This is a genomic window from Psychromonas aquatilis, assembly GCF_038155185.1.
In the GTDB taxonomy this organism is placed as follows: Bacteria; Pseudomonadota; Gammaproteobacteria; order Enterobacterales; family Psychromonadaceae; genus Psychromonas; species Psychromonas aquatilis.
The window spans coordinates 72,104-95,916 of the sequence record NZ_JBAKAZ010000008.1; the positions used below are offsets into that span (position 1 = coordinate 72,104).

A 23,813-nucleotide genomic window follows, 5' to 3' on the forward strand; every position below is an offset into this window, starting at 1 on the left:
GCAATGAATGCACGTATTTTCTTTTATACTTTAGTCGCAGGTCTATTTTTACTAGGCATAACGCAAACAATACAACGTCACTATGCTTTTGATATTCCTTGGCTACCTGGTGAAACACGATCGATCTGGAATATCGATGCTAAAGTTGAATTTGAAGCAACAGGTAAGCCTGTATTAGCCTCTTTAACAACGCCTAATACACAAGCTGGTTATACACAAATAAGCCAGAATGCTGCGTCTCCGGGTTATGGTTTATCATTCCTTTACGAAAACGATAATACCATTTCGCAATGGACAATACGTGAAGCGAATGGACCACAAACCCTGTTTTATAATATCCAACTTTTAGTGGATGAAAAAAGCGAAGATCAAACTATCACTGAAATGCCTCCCTTGCAAAGTGAAGAGTTTAGTCCAGTTAATATCGCAGCTGATCTTGCAGCAGGTACTGATATTGTTAAAGATGCTTTAAAAACAAGTGCCGATGCATTTAGCTTAACGCGAGAGCTGTTAAAACAATTGAATGCCGATGAGCCAAATCAAAATGTTAGCTTGATACTATCAAGCAAAGCATCAAAAACAGACATCTTAATCTCTTTATTGAATGAAGCTAAAATTCCATCTAAAAAAATTGGCGCACTGGTTTTAGAAGATGGTCGTCGACGCCAACACCTGAAACCATTGGTACAAGTTTTCCAAGAAAAAGACGGTAAAATAGAATCTCGTTTATTTGACCCAGCAAGCAGCCGTGCAGTTAACCGTGATAACTTATTATTATGGGATCAAAGTGGTAAAGCGTTATTAGAATTGGTTGGTGGTGTTAACTCTAAAGTTAGCTTCTCAATGATTCAGCAAGACCAACCAGCATTAGCGGCTATTTTGCAAAAGAATGATAATGAACACCTATTCAACTTCTCAATTCATAGCTTACCAATCGAAGATCAATCTTTGTTTAAAGGCATTCTAATGATCCCACTCGGTGTGCTAGTGGTGGTTATGATGCGCGTACTTATTGGTTTAAAAACCTCAGGTACTTTCATGCCAGTTTTGATTGCAATGGCATTTATCCAAACAAGTTTAATTACTGGTTTAGTCGGCTTTATTCTATTAGTTGCTGTTGGTTTATTTATTCGTTCTTATTTATCACACCTTAATTTATTGCTGGTCTCGCGAATATCGACCGTGATAATAATGGTTATCTTGTTGATTGCTCTATTTGGTGTTTTATCTTACAAACTTGGTTTAACTGAAGGTTTGAAAATTACATTCTTTCCAATGATTATTTTATCTTGGACAATTGAGCGCATGTCAGTGCTATGGGAAGAGGAAGGCGCTAAAGAAGTATTCAAACAAGGTGGCGGTAGTCTTATTGTCGCTGTCTTAGCTTACTTTATTATGAGCAATGAAGTTGCACGTCACCTTATGTTTAACTTTATTGGATTACAGTTTGTTGTCATGTCAATTGTACTGATATTAGGTAGTTACACAGGTTATCGCCTATTAGAGTTACGACGTTTTAAACCGTTAGCTGATAAGGAGTAAACCATGTTTTTCTCCAGTCCTTTTAAGTTAAAAAAGAAAGGTATCATGGGTATGAACCAACGTAACAGTGGTTACGTTGGTCGTTATAACCCAAGAAGTTTATATCCATTAGTTGATAATAAACTTAAAACTAAAATCATCGCACGTGATGCCAATGTTACTACGCCAGCCCTGCTTGGCGTTATCTCTATGCAAGCTGAAGTGGACAATGTTGAACAGTTCATTAAAGGGACTAATGGTTTTGTTATAAAGCCTGCGAAAGGTAGTGGCGGGAAAGGCATTCTTGTTGTTACTAAAGTGCAAGATGGTCGTTATTATAAAGCTAATGGCAATGAAGAAAGTGTTACTGAAATTAAACGTCATGTAACTAATATTCTTGCAGGACTATTTAGCTTGGGCGGCAGCGCCGATGTTGCTGTTATCGAAGCATTGATTCAGTTTGATAGTGCTTTTGATGGCTTTAGTTTCGAAGGTGTACCTGATGTACGTGTTATTGTCTTTAAAGGCTTCCCAGTGATGGCGATGATGCGTTTATCAACGGCTGCATCTGATGGTAAAGCCAATTTGCATCAAGGGGCTGTTGGTGTTGGTATTGATATCGGCACAGGTAAAGCAATTAATGCAGTACAATTTGATAGACCCGTTGATAGTCACCCAGATACAGGTAAAGAATTAAAGCAACTTAACGTACCTAATTGGGAGCGCTTAATATACTTAGCGGCAAGCTGTTATGAAATGACAGGAATGGGTTATCTTGGTACAGATATGGTATTAGATCGCGACCTTGGCCCTATGTTATTAGAGTTAAATGCTCGCCCAGGATTAGCTATTCAAATAGCTAATGGAACGGGTATTTTGCCACGTTTAAAATTAATAGAGCAATTAAGTGGCGCTGCTGAAATGAGCGTTGAAGAACGCGTTGCATTCTGTAAAGAGAATTTTTCAGATATTCCTTTAATAGACGCAACATAAAGATACATAGCTTTCTGCTAAAACAAAAAAACCGAGTAAGTGAAGCACTTCAATAGTTGAATAGACAATATTGAAGTAACTTCGCAAGCTCGGTTTTTTATTGATAGTCTAAAAAGTTATTTAACCACGGTTAACGTTGGCTTTTTAGAAGTAGCTTTACTCTCATCTTGTTGTTTATCGCTTTCTAAGACCTCTACAGCCTCATAGCCAGGCTCTTCAGGAAAAATAGTACCAGCACCATTTTCTCGAGCATAAATCCCTTCTATCGCATAAAGAGGAACATATACTTGCATTGGCTGCCCTGAAAACCGAGCATTAAAAGATAGTGCATTATCATCTAATGAAAAAGCCAATACTGAGCGAGGTGATATATTTAAGACTATCTTGCCATTCTCAACAAATTGCTCAGGCACTTCAACGTTAGGTTTTGTTGCATCAACAATTACGTGAGGAGTACACTCACTGTCTACTATCCAATCATAGAAAGCACGCATTAAATAAGGACGTTGTATCAACATTTCTGACATAGCAAATACCTTTTAAAAACTAACCACCAACACGAATTTCACGTTCAGTTTCGGTCATTGATGCTTGGAATGATTCACGTTCAAAAACTTTAACCATATAGCTTTTGATACCTGCTACATTATCGAAACCTAAATCAATATTCAACTCAGGTAAACGCCATAATAAAGGTGCCATATAACAATCAACGATTGTAAACTCTTCAGACATAAAGTAAGCAAAATGTTCAAAAACAGGTGCAACTTCTAAGATCTTTGCACGTAATTTTGCGCGAGCTGCATCAGCTTTTGTTGCATTGCCCGAAAGAATAACATCAACAAGTGGGTACCATTCGCTCTCAAGACGTTGCATTAGTAGACGACTCTTAGCACGCTCTACTGGGTATACAGGCATTAATGGTGGGTGAGGAAAACGCTCATCTAAGTATTCCATGATAATACGTGAGTTATATAATACTAATTCACGATCAACTAGTGTTGGTACATTACTATTTGGTGTTAATTCCGCTAGTTCTGCTGATGGATTTTCATCAGTGATTGATGTAATGTCAACATTAACACCTTTCTCAGCTAAAACGATGCGTGTTTGGTGACTGTATAAATCTGATGCTCCAGAAAACAACGTCATTACAGAACGTTTATTTGCAGCTACTGCCATGGAAAATACCTCTAATGGTTAACAATGAGTGTTTAAAAACACAAACGGCAATGAGGTCAAAATGACAGCATTGCCGAAAAAATGATAGAGAGAATAAGCATAGCCATAAATCTCCAGCCAGTATTCTTTCTTCAATAAATAGCTTAATATAAAAAAAAATAATTAAAATCAATTCCTCATATATCTAAGCATTGGTGTTCAAGTTTAATCGACTATCTTGAATAGACCTGATAGTCTAACAGATTTACCCCCCTTTCGTCATACTGATCCGATGACATTGCTTGGTTTTATAGTTTATGCTGCATTATTTATTATTAGACATATCAAATAACCTTTTATTAAACTTAATTAAACAATCAATAAATTCCGCTTTAATTTGTGATTACGATCCCTCTAATTGCACCTACTGCTTCGATTAGCTCATCTTAAAAAAACTCAGAATGCGTGAACCTTAAGCCAGAATTATTAATATGTGGTAATTGCTCAAACTGGACTCTATTATCTTCGATAATGCTCTTCCATTGTTGTTATCGTCTCTCGCTTAAACCTTTCACATTCTCCATTAGCAAATTTAATTTATCCTGCTTTAGAGGTTTTATTATTACAGGCATCGCCACCCACCTATGCGATATTCTAGGTAGTTGTACAGCTCATTAAAGATTCATTTGAGATGTTTAACTTTATGTTTAAAAGGAGTGGCTAAAGGTTAATAATGAAGAAAGTAGGCCTGCTTTGAGAGCATAATATGTCATTGACTGGCTACTCAGCAACGGAATTAGTTATTTTGAAAATATTGCTAAATATAATGATCGGCTATGCTGAACCGCATAAAACATTAAAAATAATAGAAAGGCATATATTAAAAGGAGAGAAATAAAAAAGCACAGTTGAATTAACCGTGCTTTATAGAGAAAGTAATAAACGCTAACAATAAGTAAGCTATTACTTTTATGCTGTTGTATCCATTATTGACGTTGAACCTGATTTTGCAATCTCAGCAAGATCTTTATCGATCCAGTATAGTGCTTTACCATCTTCGCCAACTAATGATATTTTATCCAGTATACCTTTGAATAACTTCTCTTCTTCATGTTGCTCTGCAACATACCACTGGAGAAAGTTAAAGGTTGAGTAATCATGAGTAGTGAAAGCAACATGTGTTAATTCGTTAATCTCTTTTGTGATTAAACATTCATGTTTATATGTTTCTTCAAATACATCTTTTAATGATGCAAACTCAAATGGTGGAGCTTCAATTGAGCCTAAAATAGGCAATGCACCAGTTTCACTTACATAAGTAAATAAGCGATTCATGTGGTCCATCTCTTCGCTAGCATGTTTACGCAACATTGTTGCAGCGCCTTCATATCCTTTATCTTCACACCACGCACTCATTTGTAGATATAAATTTGAAGAGTAAAATTCTAGGTTGATCTGTTCATTTAACTTTTCAACCATCGTTTCATTAAGCATAAATTTCTCCATTTGTGATTCTCAGTTATTCACCTTAAAGGCACACTCGTTAAAAAACAAGCAAAAAAAAACCCAGTATACACTGGGCTTTTTTTGAAGTCCGTAAAAACGATATTAACGTTTAGAGAACTGTGGACGTTTACGTGCTTTATGTAAACCGACTTTCTTACGCTCAACTTTACGAGCATCACGTGTAACGAAACCAGCAGTACGTAGTTCAGAACGTAGTGATTCGTCAAACTGCATTAATGCACGAGTGATACCTAAGCGGATTGCACCAGATTGACCAGTAGTACCACCACCTTTAACAGTGATGTTTAGGTCGAATTTTTCAGCTGCGTCTACTAACACTAATGGTTGACGAACAACCATACATGCAGTTTCACGACCGAAGTATTCATCTAGATTACGTTTGTTAATAGTGATTTGACCACTACCTGCTTTTAAAAACACACGAGCTGTAGAGCTTTTGCGACGACCTGTGCCGTAGTATTGATTTGCCATTGTTTTATATTCCTATTAGATGTCTAAAACTTGTGGTTGCTGTGCAGAATGTTGATGCTCAGTTCCAGCATAAACTTTCAATTTACGGTACATTGCGCGTCCTAAAGGACCACGTGGTAACATACCATTTACAGCTTTTTCAATAACACGCTCAGGAGCACGTTCGATTAAGTCTTCAAAGTTAATAGCTTTAATGCCACCGATGAAACCTGTGTGGTGGTAGTAAATTTTACCTTTAGCTTTGTTACCAGTTACAGTAACTTTCTCAGCATTGATCACGATGATGTAATCACCAGTGTCTACGTGCGGAGTGTATTCAGCTTTATGTTTACCGCGTAAACGTAAAGCGATTTCAGTAGCTAAACGACCTAGTGTTTTTCCTTCAGCGTCAACTACGAACCAGTCGCGTTTTACTTCAGCTGGTTTTGCAACAAAAGTTTTCATTAAGTTATACCCAAATTAATGATTTAAAAAAAATAAGACTACGTAAATGCAGCCTAAAATGTATTTTTCGCCTTACCGTATCCCTTCGAATACGTCTAGCGTAAACAGATCCACCATAAATATTGGGGAGGTGGATAACGTGGGCGGCAGTATTATATAGAAAAATAAGGCAGAGATCATCTGTTTATTGCATTTAAATGAAATACAATGGAGACAATATTAAATGACGCTATTTTCTGCCATTAATAACGCTTATATATCTAAATGATGTGCTTTACTTAAATAAGTTTTGCTTTGCATTTCTAATAGTCGAGAAACACAACGTTGAAATTCAAAAGCTAAACGAGTTCCTTTATATAATTCAATCACATCCACTTCAGCAGAGAGAATTAAAACGACATTACGATCATAAAATTCATCTACCATTGCGATGAAACGACGCGTTAAATCGTTATGTTGATCATTCATTTGCGGAATATTTGAAACAAGTACAGTCCGATATAAAATCGCTAACTCAATATAATCATGAACACTTCTTGGGCCGTCACATAACTCATCAAATTCAATACTTAATGTATCGTTACTAATCGCAATACTTGATAACGGGCGATCATTAATAGAAATAACCTGATCGTAATGCTTATCCCCGGAAGAAAATGTATCAAAACTACATTGCATTTTTGCTTTCGCATGTTCATCTAAAGGAGTGTGGTAAATTTCAGCTTCAATTAATCTTCCTAAACGATAATCCTTACCACCATCAAGGTTAAACACTTCACAATGTTTATTAATTAAATCAATAGCAGGTAAAAAACGAGCGCGTTGTAAACCATTTCTATATAAATGATCTGGATGAATATTGGAAGTCGCGACTAAAATAACACCTTCTGCAAAAAGCGCTTCAAACATGCCAGCTAAAATCATAGCATCAGTAATATCTTCAACAAAAAACTCATCAAAACAAACAATATCCGTTTCACTGGCAAACTGTTTAGCAATCTCTTTTAAAGGATCACTTTTCCCCTGTAGCTCAGTTAGTTTTTTATGAACTTTTAACATGAAATGATGAAAGTGAAGACGTTGTTTTCTTTTGCTTTGAATACTGTCGTAAAATAAGTCAACTAGATATGTTTTACCGCGCCCTACTCCACCATAAAAATACAAACCTTTAATCGATTTAGCTTGTTCTTTAGGTGAAGAAAACAAACGCTGAAAGAAAGAGCTTTTAGGTGTCGATTCAGTCTGTTCTTGTAGCAAATCATCATACAAACGTTGTAGCATTGTTATTGCTTGTAATTGAGCATCATCAGCAAAGAAATTAGGTTTTAATAAATCTTGTTGGTATCGGGCAAGTGGTGTCACGATAATACCTTATTAAATCAATAAATTAATATTTATATTACAGAGATACAGCCTTTTCAGATAGCGCCACTTATAATGTCCAGTGAAAATTGAGCTGTTCATCGCGAAACTTATCAAAATTCTGGTTAATTTTATGTAAAAAACCACTAACTTAAATAGCATTCCCAAAATGATTAAAAAATGTGTATCACTATAGTACAATCATATTGAATTAAAATACTGATTATCAATTTTCTATAGATTAATTTTTTGTAAAGGATCGAACATGAGTATTTTCAAGCATTATTTTTTCTGCACCCTTTTATTATTAGTTAGTAGTAACTCAATAGGTGCTTTACCTAATGCAGTTAATAACAATCCATTACCCTCTCTTGCACCACTCATTAAAAAAGTTAGTCCCGCTGTCGTAGATATTGCAATTACCAGTAACTTGAATCAATTACAGTTAGGTCCTCGCCAGCAAATACTCGCGGGATTAGGATCAGGAGTTATCATTGATGCGGAGCATGGTTATATTATTACTAATTATCATGTTATTGAAAATGCGAGTGAAATCATTGTTAAATTGATTTCAGGGCATCAATTTGAAGCAACGGTCGTCGGCCAAGACATTCAAAGTGATATTGCTTTATTAAAAATTGAAAGCACACAGCCTCTTGTCGCCATTGCATTTTCGGACTCGGATAAACTGCAAGTTGGTGACTTTACCATTGCGATAGGTAACCCCTTTGGTCTTGGGCAAACTGTTACCTCCGGTATTGTCAGTGCACTGGGTAGAAGCGGCTTAAATTTACAAAATTTAGAAAACTATATACAAACCGATGCGGCTATCAATAGCGGTAATTCCGGTGGTGCATTACTTAATCTAAAAGGTGAGTTAATTGGTATTAATACGGCCATTTTAGGTCCAGCTGGGGGGAATATAGGTATCGCTTTTGCCATCCCCTCAAACATGGTCAAAAATTTAACCCAGCAATTATTAACCTTTGGTAAAGTACACCGAGGTATTTTAGGTGTAAAAGGTGGAGAAGTTACACCTGAGCTGGCTAAAAGTTTTTCTTTAGATGTGCAGCATGGTGCATTTATTTATGAAGTAACGCCAGGGTCCGGTGCAGATAAAGCAGGATTAAAAGCTGGCGACGTGATCACGGCTATCAATGGAACCAGCATTAAATCCTTTGCTGCGTTACGTGCTAAAATTGGCACGTTAAGCGCAGGTAAAAAAATAACATTAAATGTATTACAAAATAATAAGAGTAAAGTTATTTCTGTTGTCTTAGGTGGCACACGCCCAATACCGATACAATCAAAAATAAATCCAGAAGTGATTTTTAAAGGCGCAACATTAAAAGACTCTGGCCCTAATCAAAAAATACCAGGGGTCAAAGTTGTGACAACAGAAGAAAATTCAGAAGCAAGCAGATTAGGTTTAATTGAAGGCGATATCATTGTGGCAGTGAACAAAATCCCAGTGAAAAATCAGCTACAATTAAGCGATGCCCTAAAGAAAGCAAAAAACATGCAAGCGTTAAATATTGTACGTGATCATAGAAGAATGTACATAATTGTGAAATAAATCACATCAAACTGTAATTAATTTACAATAAAATGTGTTTTATAGCGTTTTATTGATTATAAATAATTTTTTATTTCTAAAACTCTTGTAAAATAGCTGCAATACTTTAATGGTAATATACATAATTAAAAATAACAGCACATTCACGCATGGAGAAATGACGGTGAGAAAAACAAAAATAGTATGTACGATTGGTCCAAAATCAGAATCTAAAGAAATGCTAACAAAGTTAGTAAATAATGGCATGAATGTTATGCGTCTTAATTTCTCACATGGTGACTTTGAAGAGCATGGTGCTCGTATTGACCGTATTCGCGAAATTTGTGCAGAAACAGGTAAAAATGTTGCCGTACTACTTGACACAAAAGGACCAGAAATTCGTACAGTTAAATTAGAAGGCGGAAAAGACGTTCTATTAACTGCAGGTCAAGAATTTACACTATCAACAGACCAAACAATCATTGGTGATAATACTATCGTTGCAGTTACTTACGAAGACCTTGCAAAAGATCTTAATGTAGGTAATACCGTTTTATTAGATGATGGTCTAATCGAAATGACTGTAAAAAGTGTTTCTGATACAAAAATTGTTTGTACAGTAATGAACACTGGTGAACTAGGCGAAAACAAAGGTGTTAACTTACCAGGTGTTAAAGTTCAATTACCAGCACTATCACCAAAAGATAAAGGCGATTTAGTATTTGGTTGTGAGCAAAAAGTTGACTTTATCGCAGCTTCTTTTATTCGTAAGCAAGAAGACGTATTTGAAATTCGTGAGCATTTAAAAGCGCACGGCGGTGAAGACATTCAAATTATCTCTAAAATTGAAAACCAAGAAGGTGTAGATAATTTCGATGAGATCTTAGCGGCTTCAGATGCAATTATGGTTGCACGTGGTGATTTAGGTGTTGAGATTGCTGTTGAAGAAGTTATTTTTGCACAAAAAATGATGATTGAAAAAGCAAACGCTGCACGTAAGCCAGTTATCACAGCAACGCAAATGCTTGACTCTATGATCAAAAACCCTCGTCCAACACGTGCAGAAGCGGGTGACGTTGCGAATGCAATCATCGATGGTACAGATGCTGTAATGCTTTCAGGTGAATCTGCAAAAGGTAAATACCCTGCAGAAGCAGTTGCTATCATGGCAAGTATCTGTGAGCGTACAGACAAAACTATCTCAGCAAGAACTGATGATAGAAAATCAACTTTACGTATCACTGAAGCTGTTTGTAGCGGCGCTGTAGATAATGCAGAACAATTAGATGCAGAATTAATTATCGTAGCAACTGGTGCTGGTAAATCAGCTCGTTCTTTACGTAAATACTTCCCATCTAAACCAATTTTAGCATTAACAAGCAACCCTAAAACACGCCACCAACTGGCATTAACTAAAGGTGTTTCAGCTAAACTTGTTGAACAACAGGATTCTATTGAAGACTTCTACAAATTAAGCATGGACCTTGCTAAAGAGTTAGGTTTAGTAACTTCAGGTGATAAAGTTGTTATTGTTTCTGGTGCATTAGTAGCTTCAGGTACAACGAATACTTCTTCAGTACACGTTATTGCATAAATAATAAAATACTGTGTATTTAGCTAATTGATTTTAATCGTTTATTAGCACTAAAAAACATCGTCTTAAGGCGATGTTTTTTTTTGGGTTTTATTTATAAAAAACTAATTCCCCCCTTGCTCTACTTTTCTATATACTGACACTACTCAGCTTAGTTCGCATTGGCATATGCCAAATTAACAATCTCGAATAGATAATAAAGTACTCTACCGACTTTATTCTTCTTCTTTTTTTGTGTTCTAAACAAAACCGTAATTGGGTTGTGATAAATTTTTCTTTAACTTATATGATGCATTAATAAACAATATATGAAACTAAAACTCTATTTAAATTATTTATTGAAGCCAGTTATTTGCGGGTTATTGATTGCTGCAGGTATTCTTTATGGTCCAGTAATATTCAAGAGTTTGACTAAAGAAAGTACACACTTACCAAGTGTAAGCAGTTATTCTGAAGCTGTTAAAAAAGCAGCGCCTTCAGTCGTTAATATTTACTCTCAGCAGTATATAGACTCCAACGTAGGTAAAAAACAACAATTACAACCCACTGGCTTAGGCTCTGGCATTATTCTAGATAGTAATGGCTACATTTTAACTAACCATCACGTAATTGCTCAAGCCGATCAAATATTAATCGCCTTGCAAGACGGGCGATTATTTACAGCCAGTATTTTAGGCAGTGATATCGTTACGGACCTCGCAGTATTACAGATAGAAGGTGAAAACCTACCAGTGATACCACAGAATCCCGACTATACACCTGAAATAGGCGACGTTGTGTTAGCCATAGGCAACCCATATAACCTTGGTCAAACAATTACACAGGGTGTGATCAGTGCAACAGGACGTAGCGGAATGAGTAGTACTGGTAGACAGGACTTTATTCAGACAGATGCTGCAATCAACGAAGGAAACTCGGGCGGTGCGCTGATCAATAGCCGAGGAGAATTAGTAGGAATTAATACATCGGAGTTTTATACCGGTAATAGTAATGTCACTTATGGCATTAGTTTTGCGATTCCTTATCAACTGGCAAAACATGTTGTACAAGGTATTATTGAAGATGGACGAGTTATTCGTGGCTCATTAGGTATCGAAGCAGAAAACTTAGACCCACTACTGGCTCGTTTATGGGGCTTAGAGGCTAAAAATAGCATCATAGTAAAGCAAGTACTTAAAGGTGGGCCAGCTGAAAAAGCAGGCATGAAAAACAATGATATTCTGTTAAAGATTGGTAATGAAAATGCAGCTAATTTAATTGTGACGATGGATAAAATAGCTAAAACTAAGCCTGGCACAACGATAAAAATAACCATTTTAAGGGAAGGTAAAGAACAACAACTTGATGTGACAATTGGTGAGTTACAGTAAACATCTAATAAAGACAAAAAAAGAAAGCAAATGCTTTCTTTTTTATACTTAAAGAATCTTAATAACAACTATATTAAGATTCAACACGACGCATTGTTGCACCTAATGGAATCAGCTTATCTTCAATCGCTTCGTAACCACGATCAATATGATAAATTTCATCAACAATGGTTTCACCATGTGCAATCAAACCTGCAATAACTAAGCTTGCAGAAGCACGTAGATCTGTTGCCATCACAGTTGCACCACTTAATTTATCATTATCACCACAAATTGCTAAATTACCGTCTAATTCAATATTTGCGCCCATACGTTTTAATTCAGGTACATGCATAAAACGATTTTCAAAGATATTCTCTTTAATACGTCCTGTGCCAGGAGCAACCGTATTAAGCAATGTAAATTGTGCTTGCATATCTGTTGGGAAAGCAGGATGAGGAGCCGTTGTAATATTAACGGATTTCAATTTACGATCAGTCATATCAACTTCAATCCAATCATCACCTGTATTCACTAATGCACCAGCTTCTTCAAGTTTAGATAAAACAGCCGTTAACAAGCTAGGATCGGTTTTTACACAACGAACTTTACCACCACTCACCACACCTGCAACTAAGAAAGTGCCTGTTTCAATGCGATCAGGTTGTACTTGATAAGCACAATCACCTAGCTTCTCTACACCTTCAATGACAATAGTATCAGTCCCTGCACCAGTTATTTTCCCGCCCATTCCATTAATGAAATTAGCAAGATCAACAATCTCTGGCTCTTTCGCAGCATTCTCAATAGTCGTAACGCCTTCAGCCAATGCAGCAGCCATCATTAAGTTACCAGTACCTGTCACACTTACTAAGTCCATGTACAGATGACAACCTTTTAAGCGGCCATCAACACGTGCTTTGATGAAGCCATCTTCTACTTTAATAATCGCACCCATTTGCTCTAAACCATGGATGTGCAAGTTCACTGGACGCGCGCCGATAGCACAACCGCCCGGTAATGAAATATCTGCTTCGCCAAAACGAGCCACTAATGGGCCTAATGCTAAAATAGAAGCGCGCATACTTCTTACTAACTCATAAGAAGCAGTATAGTTTTTCACTTCTTTAGCGTTAATATGTACTGAATGCTCAGTTTGACTTGCTGTCGCCCCTAACTCTTGTAACAACTCAATGGTAGTAGAGATATCTTTTAAAAGCGGTACATTGCTTAAATTGATATCGCCTTCAGACAATAAAGTAGCGAATAAGATCGGTAATGCGGCATTTTTTGCCCCAGAAATGGTTACTTCACCATTTAACTTACAGCCACCTTGAATAATAAATTGACCCATGAAAATCCCTATTTAACCAACTATATAAAATGTTTTTGTTTCTGCCATTCATCTGGCGTTAATGCTTTAATTGTTAACGCATGAATTGCATTGCTTGCAATTTCATCAGCCAAAGGAGCATAGATAGCTTGTTGCTTCTTCACTCTACTCATATCTGTAAACATATCGCTTACTGCGATAACTTGAAAAGTATTACCTTCACCTTTCACAATGCATACATCTAGTGTGAGGGCTTTTTCTAACTTTTCTTTAATTATTTCTATATTCATTATAAACCACTATTTTTCAAAAAGATTTTCAACACCATAAAGTGCAGCTAAGACTTTCAGCTTAGCTGAAGCATTGGCTAACAAGATGGTTGGATATTTTGTTTTAATCTGTACTAAATATGCTACGCCAGCAGAGTCAACATTCGTTAGTCGAGACAAGTCTAACGTGGTGACATCTTGATAAGCACTCACTACAGGGTAACGCTGTTCACTGAAACCAGCCAATAACAGGCTTTCTTCAAGCAATAGTTTGTTACTCATGATGTAAACTCATCGTTTTTCTCTAATAACAATTGAATGACTTCATCAATACCTTTATTCTGGATTAACGAGCCAAACTCAGAGCGTTTTGTATCAAGCATACTGACGCCTTCTGCAATGATATCAAATACTTTCCACTCATTGGTTTTCTTGTTTTTACGTAACTTAAATGCGAGCTGAGTTACCTGCCCATTATTGTCGCGCATTCTAACAGGAATACTGACAATTTTCTTATCATTAAAATCACTAATATCAAGTATTGTTAAGGTTTGTTGGTCATACTCTTTTAAGATATGGCCATATGCATTAATAAGGTAAGTTAAAAAAGCATCAACAAAATTACTGCGCTGTTCTGCTGTTGTATTTTTTAAATGTGTACCAACAACGCTATAAGCTGCATATTTGTAATCAAAATATGGGATCAGCTCCTCCTCAATGATAGTTTTGATAATTGTAGGATCGTTATCTAAATTATCCTTTTCTTTGTCTAAACGTTCAAAGGTACTACTAGATAAAGTATGAAGCGCTTTATTAGGATCGGTTAAATCATATTCTTTAGCGGTTACTGAAAAAGAAAATGAATAAATAAGTGCAAAAACATAAATAAATAAACGCATTAGTCGTCCTTATTAATAGAGTAAATAAATTGTCCAATTAGGTCTTCAAGAATCAAAGCTGACTTAGTATCTTCAATTTCATCTCCGTCACCTAACATCTCAATATCTTCATCTACAAAGCCAGGAGTGATACCAATATATTGCTCTCCTAGTAAGCCTGACGTTAAAATAGCCAATGATGACGTTTCTGGATAAAAGCCCTGCTTTTCAAACATAGATAAAGTCACAATGGGAGTATAGTTTTCAACATCAAGTGAAATAGACTCTACACGCCCAACCACAACACCGCCTAATTTTACGGGCGCACGTGCTTTTAAACCACCAATGTTGTTAAAGCTTGCTTTAAGAGTGTAACTGTCCCCTTCTCCTTTAAATGAAAGTCCAGCAACACTAAATGCAAGTACGATAAAAGAAGCAATTGCTGCAACCACAAATAATCCAACCCAAATTTCTAATTTTTTTTGTGGCATTTTAGCCTCCAAACATAATAACAGTTAATATAAAATCCATTCCTAAAACAGATAATGAAGCAAGCACTACCGTTTTAGTCGTTGCCTTACTAATTCCCTGTGCATTAGGGATCACATAGAAGCCATTATATAAAGCAACCCATGTAACAATAAAAGCAAATATCAAGCTTTTAATCATACCATTGCCAACATCAGGCGCGAAATTAACACTGCCTTCCATCACTGACCAAAATGCACCTCCATCAACGCCCATCCAAACAACACCAATCAAATACCCCCCCCAAATTGCTACAAGGTTAAATACCAAGGTTAATAATGGTAAGGTAATAATCCCTGCGATCAGGCGTGGTGCGATAATACGTTTTAAAGGAGAAACAGCCATCATTTCCATGCTCGCTATTTGCTCAGTACTTTGCATCAAACCTATCTCTGCTGTTAAAGCTGAACCAGCTCGCCCTGCAAATAACAAAGCTGCGACAACCGGTCCTAATTCACGTAGTAAAGAGAGTGCCACCATACTGCCTAAACTTTCTTCGGCGGCATAATCAACTAACACATAATAACCTTGTAAGCTCAACACCATACCAATAAATAAACCGGCAGTGAGGATAATCGGTAATGACAAAATCCCTAGGTGATAAATCTGCACCACAGTTAATCGAAACAACTTAGCATGCGGCTTAGTAAATAGGGTTCGACAAAACATTAATGTCGACTGGCCGATACTCTGGATCAGCTGTAACGTAAATGCACCAATAGTTTGTAAAAACGGTGTGATAAATTGTTGCATTATCTATTCGCCTCTTCTAAATCTGTTTGGTAATCATTAGCTGGCATATGAAATGGAACAGGTCCTTTCACTGCCCCAGCTAAAAATTGTTGTAATAACGCATTATCTTTTTGCGCCAATACTTGCTCAACACTTCCTTCAGCGATGATTTTTTTATCGGCAAAAACATAAACGTTGTCAGCTATAGATAAAACCTCATTAACATCATGAGAAACAATAATAGACGTTAAACCTAAAGTATCGTTCAATTCTTTTACTAATTTTAATAAGACATTCATTGAAATAGGATCTTGCCCTGTAAAAGGCTCGTCATACATAATGACATCAGGGTCTAGGGCAATAGCACGAGCTAAAGCGACACGGCGGGCCATACCACCAGACAATTGTGATGGAAGTAAGTCCTTAGCACCTCTTAACCCAACGGCATTAAGCTTCATTAATACTAACGTAGTTAAAAGTTTTTCATCTAATTTGGTATGCTCACGTAATGGAAAAGCGACATTTTCAAAAACACTCAATTCATTAAATAGTGCTCCGCTTTGAAATAACATTCCCATTTTTTTTCTAGCTTGATATAGCTCTTTTTCAGAGCATTGGTGAATTGATACACCGTCAAACAAAACTTCACCACTATCAGCTGGCACTTGCCCTCCGATTAGTTTAAGCAAGGTTGTTTTACCTATACCACTTGGTCCAAGCACTGCCGTTATTTTACCGCGTTCAAACTGCATATTGATATTTTCAAATATCTTTTTCTGTTGGCGCATGAAACTAAGTTGATTAATTACAATGTGTTGTTCAGGCATAATTATACTTTCTCTAAAGAAATTTGAATTAAAGTCGAGACGTTCATTAAGCTAAAAAGCCTAACTAAAATTATTAAATTGGGCTTTTAAAATTGATTTTACCTATAAAAAAGCAATTAATCTAAATTTACATAAATTAACCATTACAATGCGATTCCTACTTATCGATACAAAGGAAGATTTCAAACTAAGTATGCTGCCATAATAAAATCAAAAAGCGGCGTTAATCTCGAAATCTTTGTGTTTAGAAATAAACAAAACTCGCGTTATGGCACGTATTTTGATATTTTTAATTGTATATTTCCTATCATGTTAAAAAGAGTCGACAAATGATTGATACACCCTATGGAAAAATTGATCCTATTGTTTTTGAACAAGCAAAAAAAATAAAATTATTTGTCTGCGATGTAGATGGCGTTTTTTCTGATGGTCGAATTTACCTCGGTAATGATGGTGAAGAATTAAAAGCATTTCATACCAAAGATGGGTTTGGCCTTAAAGCAATCATGAAACAAAATATTGATGTTGCAATTATTACCGGTCGTGAATCAAATATTGTCAAAAATAGAATGCAAGCATTAGGTGTAACACATATATTCCAAGGTAAAGATGATAAATTAACTGTTTATCAATCTTTACTAAAAACATTAAACCTTAAACCAGAAGAAACAGCTTATATTGGAGATGATGTTGTTGATTTACCCGTCATGAAAATGGCTGGATTGGGGATTGCGGTAAATGATGCTCACCCACTTACCTTGCAAGCAGCTGATTTAGTAACGACTATTAACGGTGGTTTTGGCGCGGTTCGTGAAATTTGTGACCTCTTCTTGCAATGTCATGGACAATTATCTACAACTGAAGGTAAAAGTGAATAAATGAATAAAAAACAAAGTATTCCCTTTATTGCATTACTGATTGCATTTACTTTGTGGGTTTATTTTAAGCCAGAAGTAGAGTTGCCTGCATTACCAGAACATCATCCAAGTTATATTGCAGATAATGTAAGAAGTGATCATTTTGATCAATTTGGCTTTAATGACTATCGTGTTTTCGCTGATAAGGCAACAAACTATCCTGAACATGATATTACTGAATTTGTTCAGCCTAAAGTCATTGTGTACAATAAAAATGATGACACAGGCGAAGTCACTGTATGGCAATTGACCAGTTTAACTGGCACGTTAAAAGAAAATAATAATTTACTTTTATCTGGTGATGTTCTGGTTAAAAATCTAAGTGAAGATCAAGTCGTACAAACGATGTCAACAGAAGAAGCCGTAGTGATGCTAGATACAAAAGTAATAACGAGTGACTTAAAAGTGACCTGGACCGGTCCTCAAATGCGTCAAGAAGGTGTCGGTCTATGGGCATCCTTGGTAGAAGAAGAAATGAAACTAAATTCAAACATTAAAGCGGTGTACTTAAATGAACCTAAATAAATTAGCCCTTATACTGACGACATCTTTGTTTAGCAGTCACCTTTTTGCTTTAGAATCTGATTACAATCAGCCTATTCACATCTCTTCAATGCAGCAGCAAGCCAGCCTAAAAACCAATAAAATAGTGTTTACGAAAGATGTCTTACTGACGCAAGGTACGATCAAGTTAACTGCTGACAAACTTACCGTGATAAGAGGTGAGCAACCCAATCACGAAGTAATGATTGCTGAAGGTAATGTAGCAACCTTTTATCAAACTCAAGATGATGGTAAACCATTTGATGCTGAAGCAAAAAATATCGTTTATGATGTTGCAAAAGGTAAAGTAACTTTAACCACTAATGCACAAGTAAAACAATTAGATAGTCAGGTAAATGGATCAAAAATTGAGTACTACTTAGACTCGCAAGAGTTAAATGTAAACTCTAGCCAGACAGAACGCGTTAAAACCATCTTTTTACCCGCTCAATTTGAAAAAGATAAAACAACATCAGGAAAAAAATAAATGGCTGAATTACGCGCGACAGGCTTAGTTAAAAGCTATAAAGGACGTACAGTTGTTAACGGTGTTGGTTTAACAGTTAGAACTGGCGAGATTGTTGGTTTACTAGGCCCTAATGGCGCTGGTAAAACAACTTCATTCTATATGGTAGTTGGTTTAGTAAAACAAGATGAAGGAAGTATTGTCATTGACGATGAAGATATTTCCAGCAACCCGATGCATATTCGAGCTCAAAAAGGGATTGGATACTTGCCTCAAGAAGCCTCTATTTTTCGACGTTTAACCGTTACCGATAATATTATGGGGATACTGCAAACTCGTAAAGAATTAACACAAGCTCAACGAGATGAAAAACTTAATACATTATTAGAAGAGTTTCACATCACACACATCCGCAACAATAAAGGGATGAGTTTATCTGGTGGTGAGCGACGCCGTGTTGAAATCGCGAGAGCACTTGCAACTGAACCTAAGTTTATTTTACTAGATGAACCTTTTGCAGGGGTCGATCCTATCTCTGTAATCGATATTAAAAATATTATTCAACAACTGCGTGATAGAGGATTAGGTGTATTAATTACCGATCACAATGTGCGAGAAACATTGGATGTTTGTGAGCACTCATACATAGTAAGTCATGGAGAGATTATTGCCGTTGGCACTCAAGATGAAATACTAGCGAATGAACATGTAAAACGTGTTTATTTAGGTGAAGGGTTTAAACTTTAAGTTAAGCGCTAGGAATAAATGCTTTGATGAAACAAGGACTACAGTTGAGGATGGGTCAGCAATTAGCAATGACCCCCCAATTACAACAAGCAATACGGTTATTACAGCTATCGACTCTTGATCTACAACAAGAGATTCAAAATGCTTTAGATTCTAATCCCCTTTTAGAACAAGATGACCAAACAGGGACTGAGGCAACGGTTAAGGAAGTCGATAGTAGCCAGGTTGATACGTCAGAAGCGATCACACAACAAGAATTCTCTGAGGATTTACCTGTAGAACAAGAGTGGGAAGAGTCATATAGTGCCCCACAAATAACAGGCACCTCCTCTAATGCAGTGGCATATGATGGTGAAGATACTGTTTATCAGGGTGAATCATCTACATCATTACAAGATCATTTAATTTGGCAAATGCAATTAACACCGTTCAGCGAGACGGATCAAATAATAGCAATGTCTATCATCGATTCGATTGATGAATCGGGTTATCTAACAACTGATTGTGAAAGTCTGTTAACGAGTTTAAAAACAGAAATAGATGAAATAGAACTAGATGAGATAGAAGTCGTTTTAAAACGCATTCAACATTTCGACCCATTGGGGGTTGCAGCTCGTACTACAAAAGAATGTTTACAAATCCAACTCCGCCAGCTTCCAGAAGATACTCCGTGGCGTGACGAAGCCATTACAATACTCGAAGAATATATGGATTTGTTAGGCAATCGAGATTATCGAACACTTGCCCGCAAAAGCAAATTTAAAGAAACGCAGCTTTCGGAAATAATGCGCCTAATTCAAAGCTTAGAGCCGCGTCCAGGCAACAGTATTGAAACAAGCACAACACAATACATCGTACCTGACGTGTATGTTAAGAAAGTTAATGGGCAATGGAGAGTGTCATTAAATCAAGACTGTGATCCTAACTTATCTATTAATCAACAATATGCAAATTTATGCAGTAGTAATATTAGCAAAACAGACTCACAGTTTATTAAAGGCCATTTACAGGAAGCTAAATGGTTTATTAAAAGCTTAGAAAGCCGCAATGAAACACTATTAAAAGTATCAAACTGTATTGTTCAACAACAACAAGCATTTTTTGAATATGGTGATGAATCAATGAAACCCATGGTTTTAAATGATGTTGCTTTTGAAGTAGATATGCACGAATCCACAATCTCACGTGTGACTACACAAAAATTTATGCACACTCATCGAGGCATATATGAGTTGAAGTATTTTTTCTCAAGCCATGTGACAACTGATGGTGGTGGTGAATGCTCATCGACTGCAATACGCGCTTTAATCAAGAAATTAGTGGCTGCAGAACCGGCAAACAAGCCATTAAGTGACAATAAAATAACAAAATTACTAGAGGAAAAAGGTATTCAAGTTGCGCGACGTACGATTGCTAAGTACCGAGAATCATTAGGGATTCCGCCATCAAACCAGCGCAAACAATTACTTTAGATTTTGATATGGAATAATTTAAGTGAGATTAACTATAGTCATTTATTGCTAACCTGTTAAACTCTCGCGTCCATTAAAAACAGTTAAAATTTATTATGAAAATATCTACTCTATTAAATAAAGACTCAGTATTTAGTCACGCAGTTTGTGCAAGTAAGAAAGCTGCATTAGAAAAAATTAGCATTGTTGCTGCTGAAAAATTAGCATTAAACTCTCAAGACTTATTTGAAAGTTTAATTGCTAGAGAAAAAATTGGATCAACAGGTGTTGGTTCAGGGATTGCTATTCCCCATGTGAAGATTTCTCGTGAGCTACCTGCAACAGCTATTTTTTTACAATGTGAAACGGCGATTGATTACGATTCATATGACGGTAATAAAGTAGATATATTATTCGCAATCTTTGTGCCTGAAGATCAATGCAAAGAGTACCTTTCTGCGTTATCAGAAATTAGTCAGAAGTTACTTGATAAGCAATTTCTTCGTCAATTACGTAATGCAGAAGACAATCAGCAATTATTTGAGTTATTAACCCTATAAGTAAAAGGAGTGCATATGAAGTTAATTGTTATCAGTGGGCGCTCTGGCTCAGGAAAAACAATTGCCCTCCATGTACTCGAAGACTTAGGTTATAACTGCATCGATGGCGTTCCGTATCAATTATTAGGTCAATTAATTGATACGTTAGATCCTAAAGATAACAAGGTCGCTGTCAGTTTAGATGTTCGTAATATGCCTGCGAAAGTTGAAGAGATTGAGCAACTCATTGTAGGCTTACAACAAAAAGTTGAATTAGAAATCATCTATATTGATGCACTAACCAGTGAATTAATACGTCGTTATAGCGAAACACGTCGCCTCCACCCACTTTCTAGGCAAAAACTCTCATTATCTCAAGCATTAGATTTAGAAAGCGAAATGCTAATGCCATTAAAATCAATGGCAGCCCTCTCTATTGATACAACGTCGTTATCTGTACATAACCTAAATGAACATTTAAAAATATATTTGCAAGGCTCAACAAAAAGCAATCTGCTTATTATATTTCAATCTTTTGGCTTTAAGTACATACATCCTGAAGATGCTGATTACATTTTTGACGTACGCTTTTTACCTAATCCATATTGGGAAAAAGATCTGAAAGCTTATTCAGGAAAAGATAAATTAATACAAGACTATTTAAATTCATTTTCAGTGGTTAAAGAAACCATTATAAATATAGAGAATTTATTTTTAAATTGGTTACCTCATTTAGAACAGAATAATCGTAATTACGTCACCATTGCCATTGGTTGTACTGGTGGTCGCCACCGTTCAGTTTATGTTACAGAACAGATAGCAGCACGATTTAAACATAAATATCAAATACAAATAGAGCACAAATGCTTAAAGGAGTGACCCCATTGGATATAATTACGCAAACAATTACAATAAAAAATAAATTGGGTTTACATACTAGAGCGACAATCAAACTCGTCGAGTTAGTCAATGCATTTGATGCACAAATCACCATTACACATAATGGCAAACAAGCCGATGCTGGTAGTGTTTTAGGTTTATTGGTCCTAGAAACTTGTTTAGGGCAAGAAATCGAGATAGCAGCACAAGGCCCGCAAGCACAAGAGGCAATGCTTGCTGTCACAGAACTCATCGAGAATAAGTTTTTAGAAGAAGAATAAAATCAGGAGCTAGGATGCTGGACAAAAATAAAAATGACAATACCCAGCTACGACTTCAAGAAGTTAAAAAGGCGATAGAAAATGGCCGCTTTGTATTAGCTCGTAGTATTCTAGATAAAATGCCAGCCAACGATGTTGCTTTTCTTTTAGAATCCTCTCCGCCAGCTAACCGTAAAGTACTTTGGAACCTAACTGATCACGACCAACATGGTGAAATTCTAGAAGAATTAAATGAAGATGCAAAAGATGGCATCATTAATTTAATGGGTACGGATAACTTAGTTGCTGCGACAGAAGGAATGGAAACTGATGGCTTAGCGTACGTATTACGTGGTATTCCAGATAGTGTTTACCGGGCTGTACTAGAACAAATGGACGCCCAAGATAGACAGCGTGTTGAACTCGCTCTAGCCTTTCCTGAAGATACCGCTGGCTCAATGATGAATACAGACACAGTGACCGTACGTCCTGATGTCACAATTGAAGTGGTATTACGTTATTTACGTTTAAAAGGCACCATCCCAGATACAACAGATGCTTTATATGTCGTTGATACTGATAATAAATTATTAGGCGATGTCTCTTTATCTACACTGTTAACCGTTGCGCCTTCTTCACTTATTAAAGATGTTATGAGCCATGATACCGTTGCCTTAAATGTGTTATTAGAAGAAGCTGAAATTGCCAAGCTATTTGAACGTCATGACTGGGTTTCTGCGCCAATCGTCGACGATAATAATCAACTACTAGGCCGAATTACCATCGATGATGTTGTTGACCTTATTCGTGAAAATGTTGAACACTCGATGATGGGGATGGCAGGGATGGATGATGATGAAGATACCTTCGCTCCTGTCCTCCCTAGTGCTAAAAGACGAACAGTTTGGTTAGCAGTTAACTTAATGGCAGCATTTATTGCAGCTTCTGTCTCCAATATGTTTGAGGCAACGTTAGAGCAAGTCGCAACCCTTGCCGTGTTAATGACAATAGTGCCAAGCATGGGCGGTATCGCAGGGAACCAAACATTAGCATTAGTTATTCGAGGGATTGCTGTAGGGCATATTAGCAGTAGCAACACACGCTGGTTAATAGGTAAAGAAGCCGCAATAGGGTTACTCAATGGTTGCATTTGGGCCATTCTTGTTGCTACTGCAGTCGTACTATGGAAAGGAGATATACAGGTTGGTTATATCATCGCTGGAGCAATGTTTATCAACTTATCAATAGCCGGTATTGCTGGTGTCTGTATCCCTTTATTAATGACAAAATATAAAATAGATCCCGCTCTCGCTGGCGGTATGGCGTTAACAACTGTCACAGACGTTATTGGTTTATTTTCATTTTTAGGCATGGCCACTCTAGTACTGCGCCATTAAACTTATAAAGAGATAGTTATACCAATTATATTAAATAAGTGATCTAAATTTTACGCAGAAAAAATGACTT

General features: G+C 36.5%; 27 protein-coding genes. 14 read left to right on the forward strand and 13 right to left on the reverse strand.

The window, feature by feature from the left end; translation table 11 throughout:
• Positions 1–3: 3 nt before the first annotated feature.
• Together V6256_RS03645 and V6256_RS03650 are read left to right on the forward strand one after the other, a co-directional pair.
• On the forward strand, positions 4–1,542 hold the full coding sequence (locus tag V6256_RS03645) for an inactive transglutaminase family protein (protein WP_341596702.1): 1,539 nt from the start codon (positions 4–6) through the stop codon (positions 1,540–1,542).
• A gap of 3 nt (positions 1,543–1,545) precedes the next feature.
• Positions 1,546–2,514: an alpha-L-glutamate ligase-like protein gene (locus V6256_RS03650; protein WP_341596703.1), complete on the forward strand. Its 969-nt coding sequence runs from the start codon at positions 1,546–1,548 to the stop codon at positions 2,512–2,514.
• 116 nt (positions 2,515–2,630) lie between these two features.
• On the opposite strand, the gene V6256_RS03655 is transcribed toward V6256_RS03650, so the two are convergent.
• From V6256_RS03655 to zapE, 6 genes are all read right to left on the reverse strand, one after another.
• Positions 2,631–3,032 carry a ClpXP protease specificity-enhancing factor gene (locus tag V6256_RS03655; RefSeq protein WP_341596729.1) on the reverse strand — a complete coding sequence of 134 codons (402 nt, stop codon included), beginning with the start codon at positions 3,030–3,032 and terminating at the stop codon, positions 2,631–2,633.
• A 28-nt stretch (positions 3,033–3,060) separates the two neighbouring features.
• The gene (gene sspA / locus V6256_RS03660) at positions 3,061–3,696 is read right to left on the reverse strand and encodes a stringent starvation protein SspA (RefSeq protein WP_341596704.1); all 636 of its coding nucleotides are present in this window, start codon (positions 3,694–3,696) and stop codon (positions 3,061–3,063) included.
• Between the two features lie 948 nt (positions 3,697–4,644).
• Entirely contained in the window at positions 4,645–5,169 is a 525-nt protein-coding gene (gene ftnA / locus V6256_RS03665; RefSeq protein WP_341596705.1) for a non-heme ferritin, read from the reverse strand.
• A 114-nt stretch (positions 5,170–5,283) separates the two neighbouring features.
• On the reverse strand, positions 5,284–5,673 hold the full coding sequence (gene rpsI / locus V6256_RS03670; RefSeq protein ID WP_341596706.1) for a 30S ribosomal protein S9: 390 nt from the start codon (positions 5,671–5,673) through the stop codon (positions 5,284–5,286).
• A gap of 15 nt (positions 5,674–5,688) precedes the next feature.
• Positions 5,689–6,117, reverse strand: a complete 429-nt coding sequence (gene rplM / locus V6256_RS03675) for a 50S ribosomal protein L13 (RefSeq protein WP_341596707.1) — start codon at positions 6,115–6,117, stop codon at positions 5,689–5,691.
• Between the two features lie 252 nt (positions 6,118–6,369).
• Positions 6,370–7,479 (reverse strand): cell division protein ZapE, encoded by a 1,110-nt coding sequence (zapE, locus tag V6256_RS03680; RefSeq protein ID WP_341596708.1) that lies wholly within the window; start codon positions 7,477–7,479, stop codon positions 6,370–6,372.
• Positions 7,480–7,744: 265 nt separating this feature from the next.
• On the opposite strand from zapE, the gene V6256_RS03685 reads away from it, so the two are divergent.
• From V6256_RS03685 to degS, 3 genes are all read left to right on the forward strand, one after another.
• The gene (locus V6256_RS03685) at positions 7,745–9,055 is read left to right on the forward strand and encodes a Do family serine endopeptidase (protein WP_341596709.1); all 1,311 of its coding nucleotides are present in this window, start codon (positions 7,745–7,747) and stop codon (positions 9,053–9,055) included.
• 157 nt (positions 9,056–9,212) lie between these two features.
• The gene (gene pykF / locus V6256_RS03690) at positions 9,213–10,628 is read left to right on the forward strand and encodes a pyruvate kinase PykF (protein WP_341596710.1); all 1,416 of its coding nucleotides are present in this window, start codon (positions 9,213–9,215) and stop codon (positions 10,626–10,628) included.
• A gap of 308 nt (positions 10,629–10,936) precedes the next feature.
• Positions 10,937–11,998 (forward strand): outer membrane-stress sensor serine endopeptidase DegS, encoded by a 1,062-nt coding sequence (gene degS / locus V6256_RS03695; RefSeq protein WP_341596711.1) that lies wholly within the window; start codon positions 10,937–10,939, stop codon positions 11,996–11,998.
• A gap of 73 nt (positions 11,999–12,071) precedes the next feature.
• Here the strand turns inward: degS and murA are convergent, their stop codons facing one another.
• From murA to V6256_RS03730, 7 genes are read right to left on the reverse strand one after another with little or no spacing between them, the layout of a single operon-like run.
• Complete coding sequence (gene murA / locus V6256_RS03700) at positions 12,072–13,331, reverse strand: UDP-N-acetylglucosamine 1-carboxyvinyltransferase (protein ID WP_341596712.1); 1,260 nt, start codon at positions 13,329–13,331, stop codon at positions 12,072–12,074.
• A 20-nt stretch (positions 13,332–13,351) separates the two neighbouring features.
• Positions 13,352–13,600, reverse strand: a complete 249-nt coding sequence (locus V6256_RS03705; RefSeq protein ID WP_341596713.1) for a BolA family protein — start codon at positions 13,598–13,600, stop codon at positions 13,352–13,354.
• Between the two features lie 9 nt (positions 13,601–13,609).
• Positions 13,610–13,861, reverse strand: coding sequence for an STAS domain-containing protein (locus tag V6256_RS03710; protein WP_341596714.1), 252 nt, complete (start codon positions 13,859–13,861; stop codon positions 13,610–13,612).
• Positions 13,858–14,478 (reverse strand): MlaC/ttg2D family ABC transporter substrate-binding protein, encoded by a 621-nt coding sequence (locus V6256_RS03715; protein ID WP_341596715.1) that lies wholly within the window; start codon positions 14,476–14,478, stop codon positions 13,858–13,860. Before V6256_RS03715 ends, V6256_RS03710 begins: the two co-directional genes overlap by 4 nt.
• A complete protein-coding gene (gene mlaD / locus V6256_RS03720; RefSeq protein ID WP_341596716.1) occupies positions 14,478–14,948 on the reverse strand; it encodes an outer membrane lipid asymmetry maintenance protein MlaD in 471 nt (156 codons plus the stop codon). The genes V6256_RS03715 and mlaD overlap by 1 nt, the downstream gene beginning before the upstream one ends.
• Before the next feature lies 1 nt (position 14,949).
• Complete coding sequence (gene mlaE / locus V6256_RS03725) at positions 14,950–15,738, reverse strand: lipid asymmetry maintenance ABC transporter permease subunit MlaE (protein ID WP_341596717.1); 789 nt, start codon at positions 15,736–15,738, stop codon at positions 14,950–14,952.
• A complete protein-coding gene (locus tag V6256_RS03730) occupies positions 15,738–16,544 on the reverse strand; it encodes an ATP-binding cassette domain-containing protein (RefSeq protein WP_341596718.1) in 807 nt (268 codons plus the stop codon). Before V6256_RS03730 ends, mlaE begins: the two co-directional genes overlap by 1 nt.
• Positions 16,545–16,873: 329 nt before the next feature.
• On the opposite strand from V6256_RS03730, the gene kdsC reads away from it, so the two are divergent.
• From kdsC to mgtE, 9 genes are all read left to right on the forward strand, one after another.
• Positions 16,874–17,422 carry a 3-deoxy-manno-octulosonate-8-phosphatase KdsC gene (gene kdsC, locus V6256_RS03735; protein WP_341596719.1) on the forward strand — a complete coding sequence of 183 codons (549 nt, stop codon included), beginning with the start codon at positions 16,874–16,876 and terminating at the stop codon, positions 17,420–17,422.
• Entirely contained in the window at positions 17,423–17,986 is a 564-nt protein-coding gene (gene lptC / locus V6256_RS03740) for an LPS export ABC transporter periplasmic protein LptC (protein WP_341596720.1), read from the forward strand.
• Complete coding sequence (gene lptA, locus V6256_RS03745) at positions 17,973–18,491, forward strand: lipopolysaccharide transport periplasmic protein LptA (RefSeq protein WP_341596721.1); 519 nt, start codon at positions 17,973–17,975, stop codon at positions 18,489–18,491. The genes lptC and lptA overlap by 14 nt, the downstream gene beginning before the upstream one ends.
• Complete coding sequence (gene lptB, locus V6256_RS03750) at positions 18,492–19,217, forward strand: LPS export ABC transporter ATP-binding protein (protein WP_341596722.1); 726 nt, start codon at positions 18,492–18,494, stop codon at positions 19,215–19,217.
• A gap of 26 nt (positions 19,218–19,243) precedes the next feature.
• Complete coding sequence (locus V6256_RS03755) at positions 19,244–20,689, forward strand: RNA polymerase factor sigma-54 (protein ID WP_341596723.1); 1,446 nt, start codon at positions 19,244–19,246, stop codon at positions 20,687–20,689.
• Positions 20,690–20,784: 95 nt separating this feature from the next.
• A complete protein-coding gene (locus V6256_RS03760) occupies positions 20,785–21,228 on the forward strand; it encodes a PTS sugar transporter subunit IIA (RefSeq protein ID WP_341596724.1) in 444 nt (147 codons plus the stop codon).
• A gap of 15 nt (positions 21,229–21,243) precedes the next feature.
• A complete protein-coding gene (gene rapZ / locus V6256_RS03765; RefSeq protein WP_341596725.1) occupies positions 21,244–22,086 on the forward strand; it encodes an RNase adapter RapZ in 843 nt (280 codons plus the stop codon).
• Positions 22,083–22,367, forward strand: a complete 285-nt coding sequence (locus V6256_RS03770) for an HPr family phosphocarrier protein (RefSeq protein WP_424141044.1) — start codon at positions 22,083–22,085, stop codon at positions 22,365–22,367. The genes rapZ and V6256_RS03770 overlap by 4 nt, the downstream gene beginning before the upstream one ends.
• A gap of 14 nt (positions 22,368–22,381) precedes the next feature.
• A complete protein-coding gene (gene mgtE, locus V6256_RS03775; protein WP_341596727.1) occupies positions 22,382–23,743 on the forward strand; it encodes a magnesium transporter in 1,362 nt (453 codons plus the stop codon).
• The last annotated feature ends 70 nt before the right edge of the window (positions 23,744–23,813 follow it).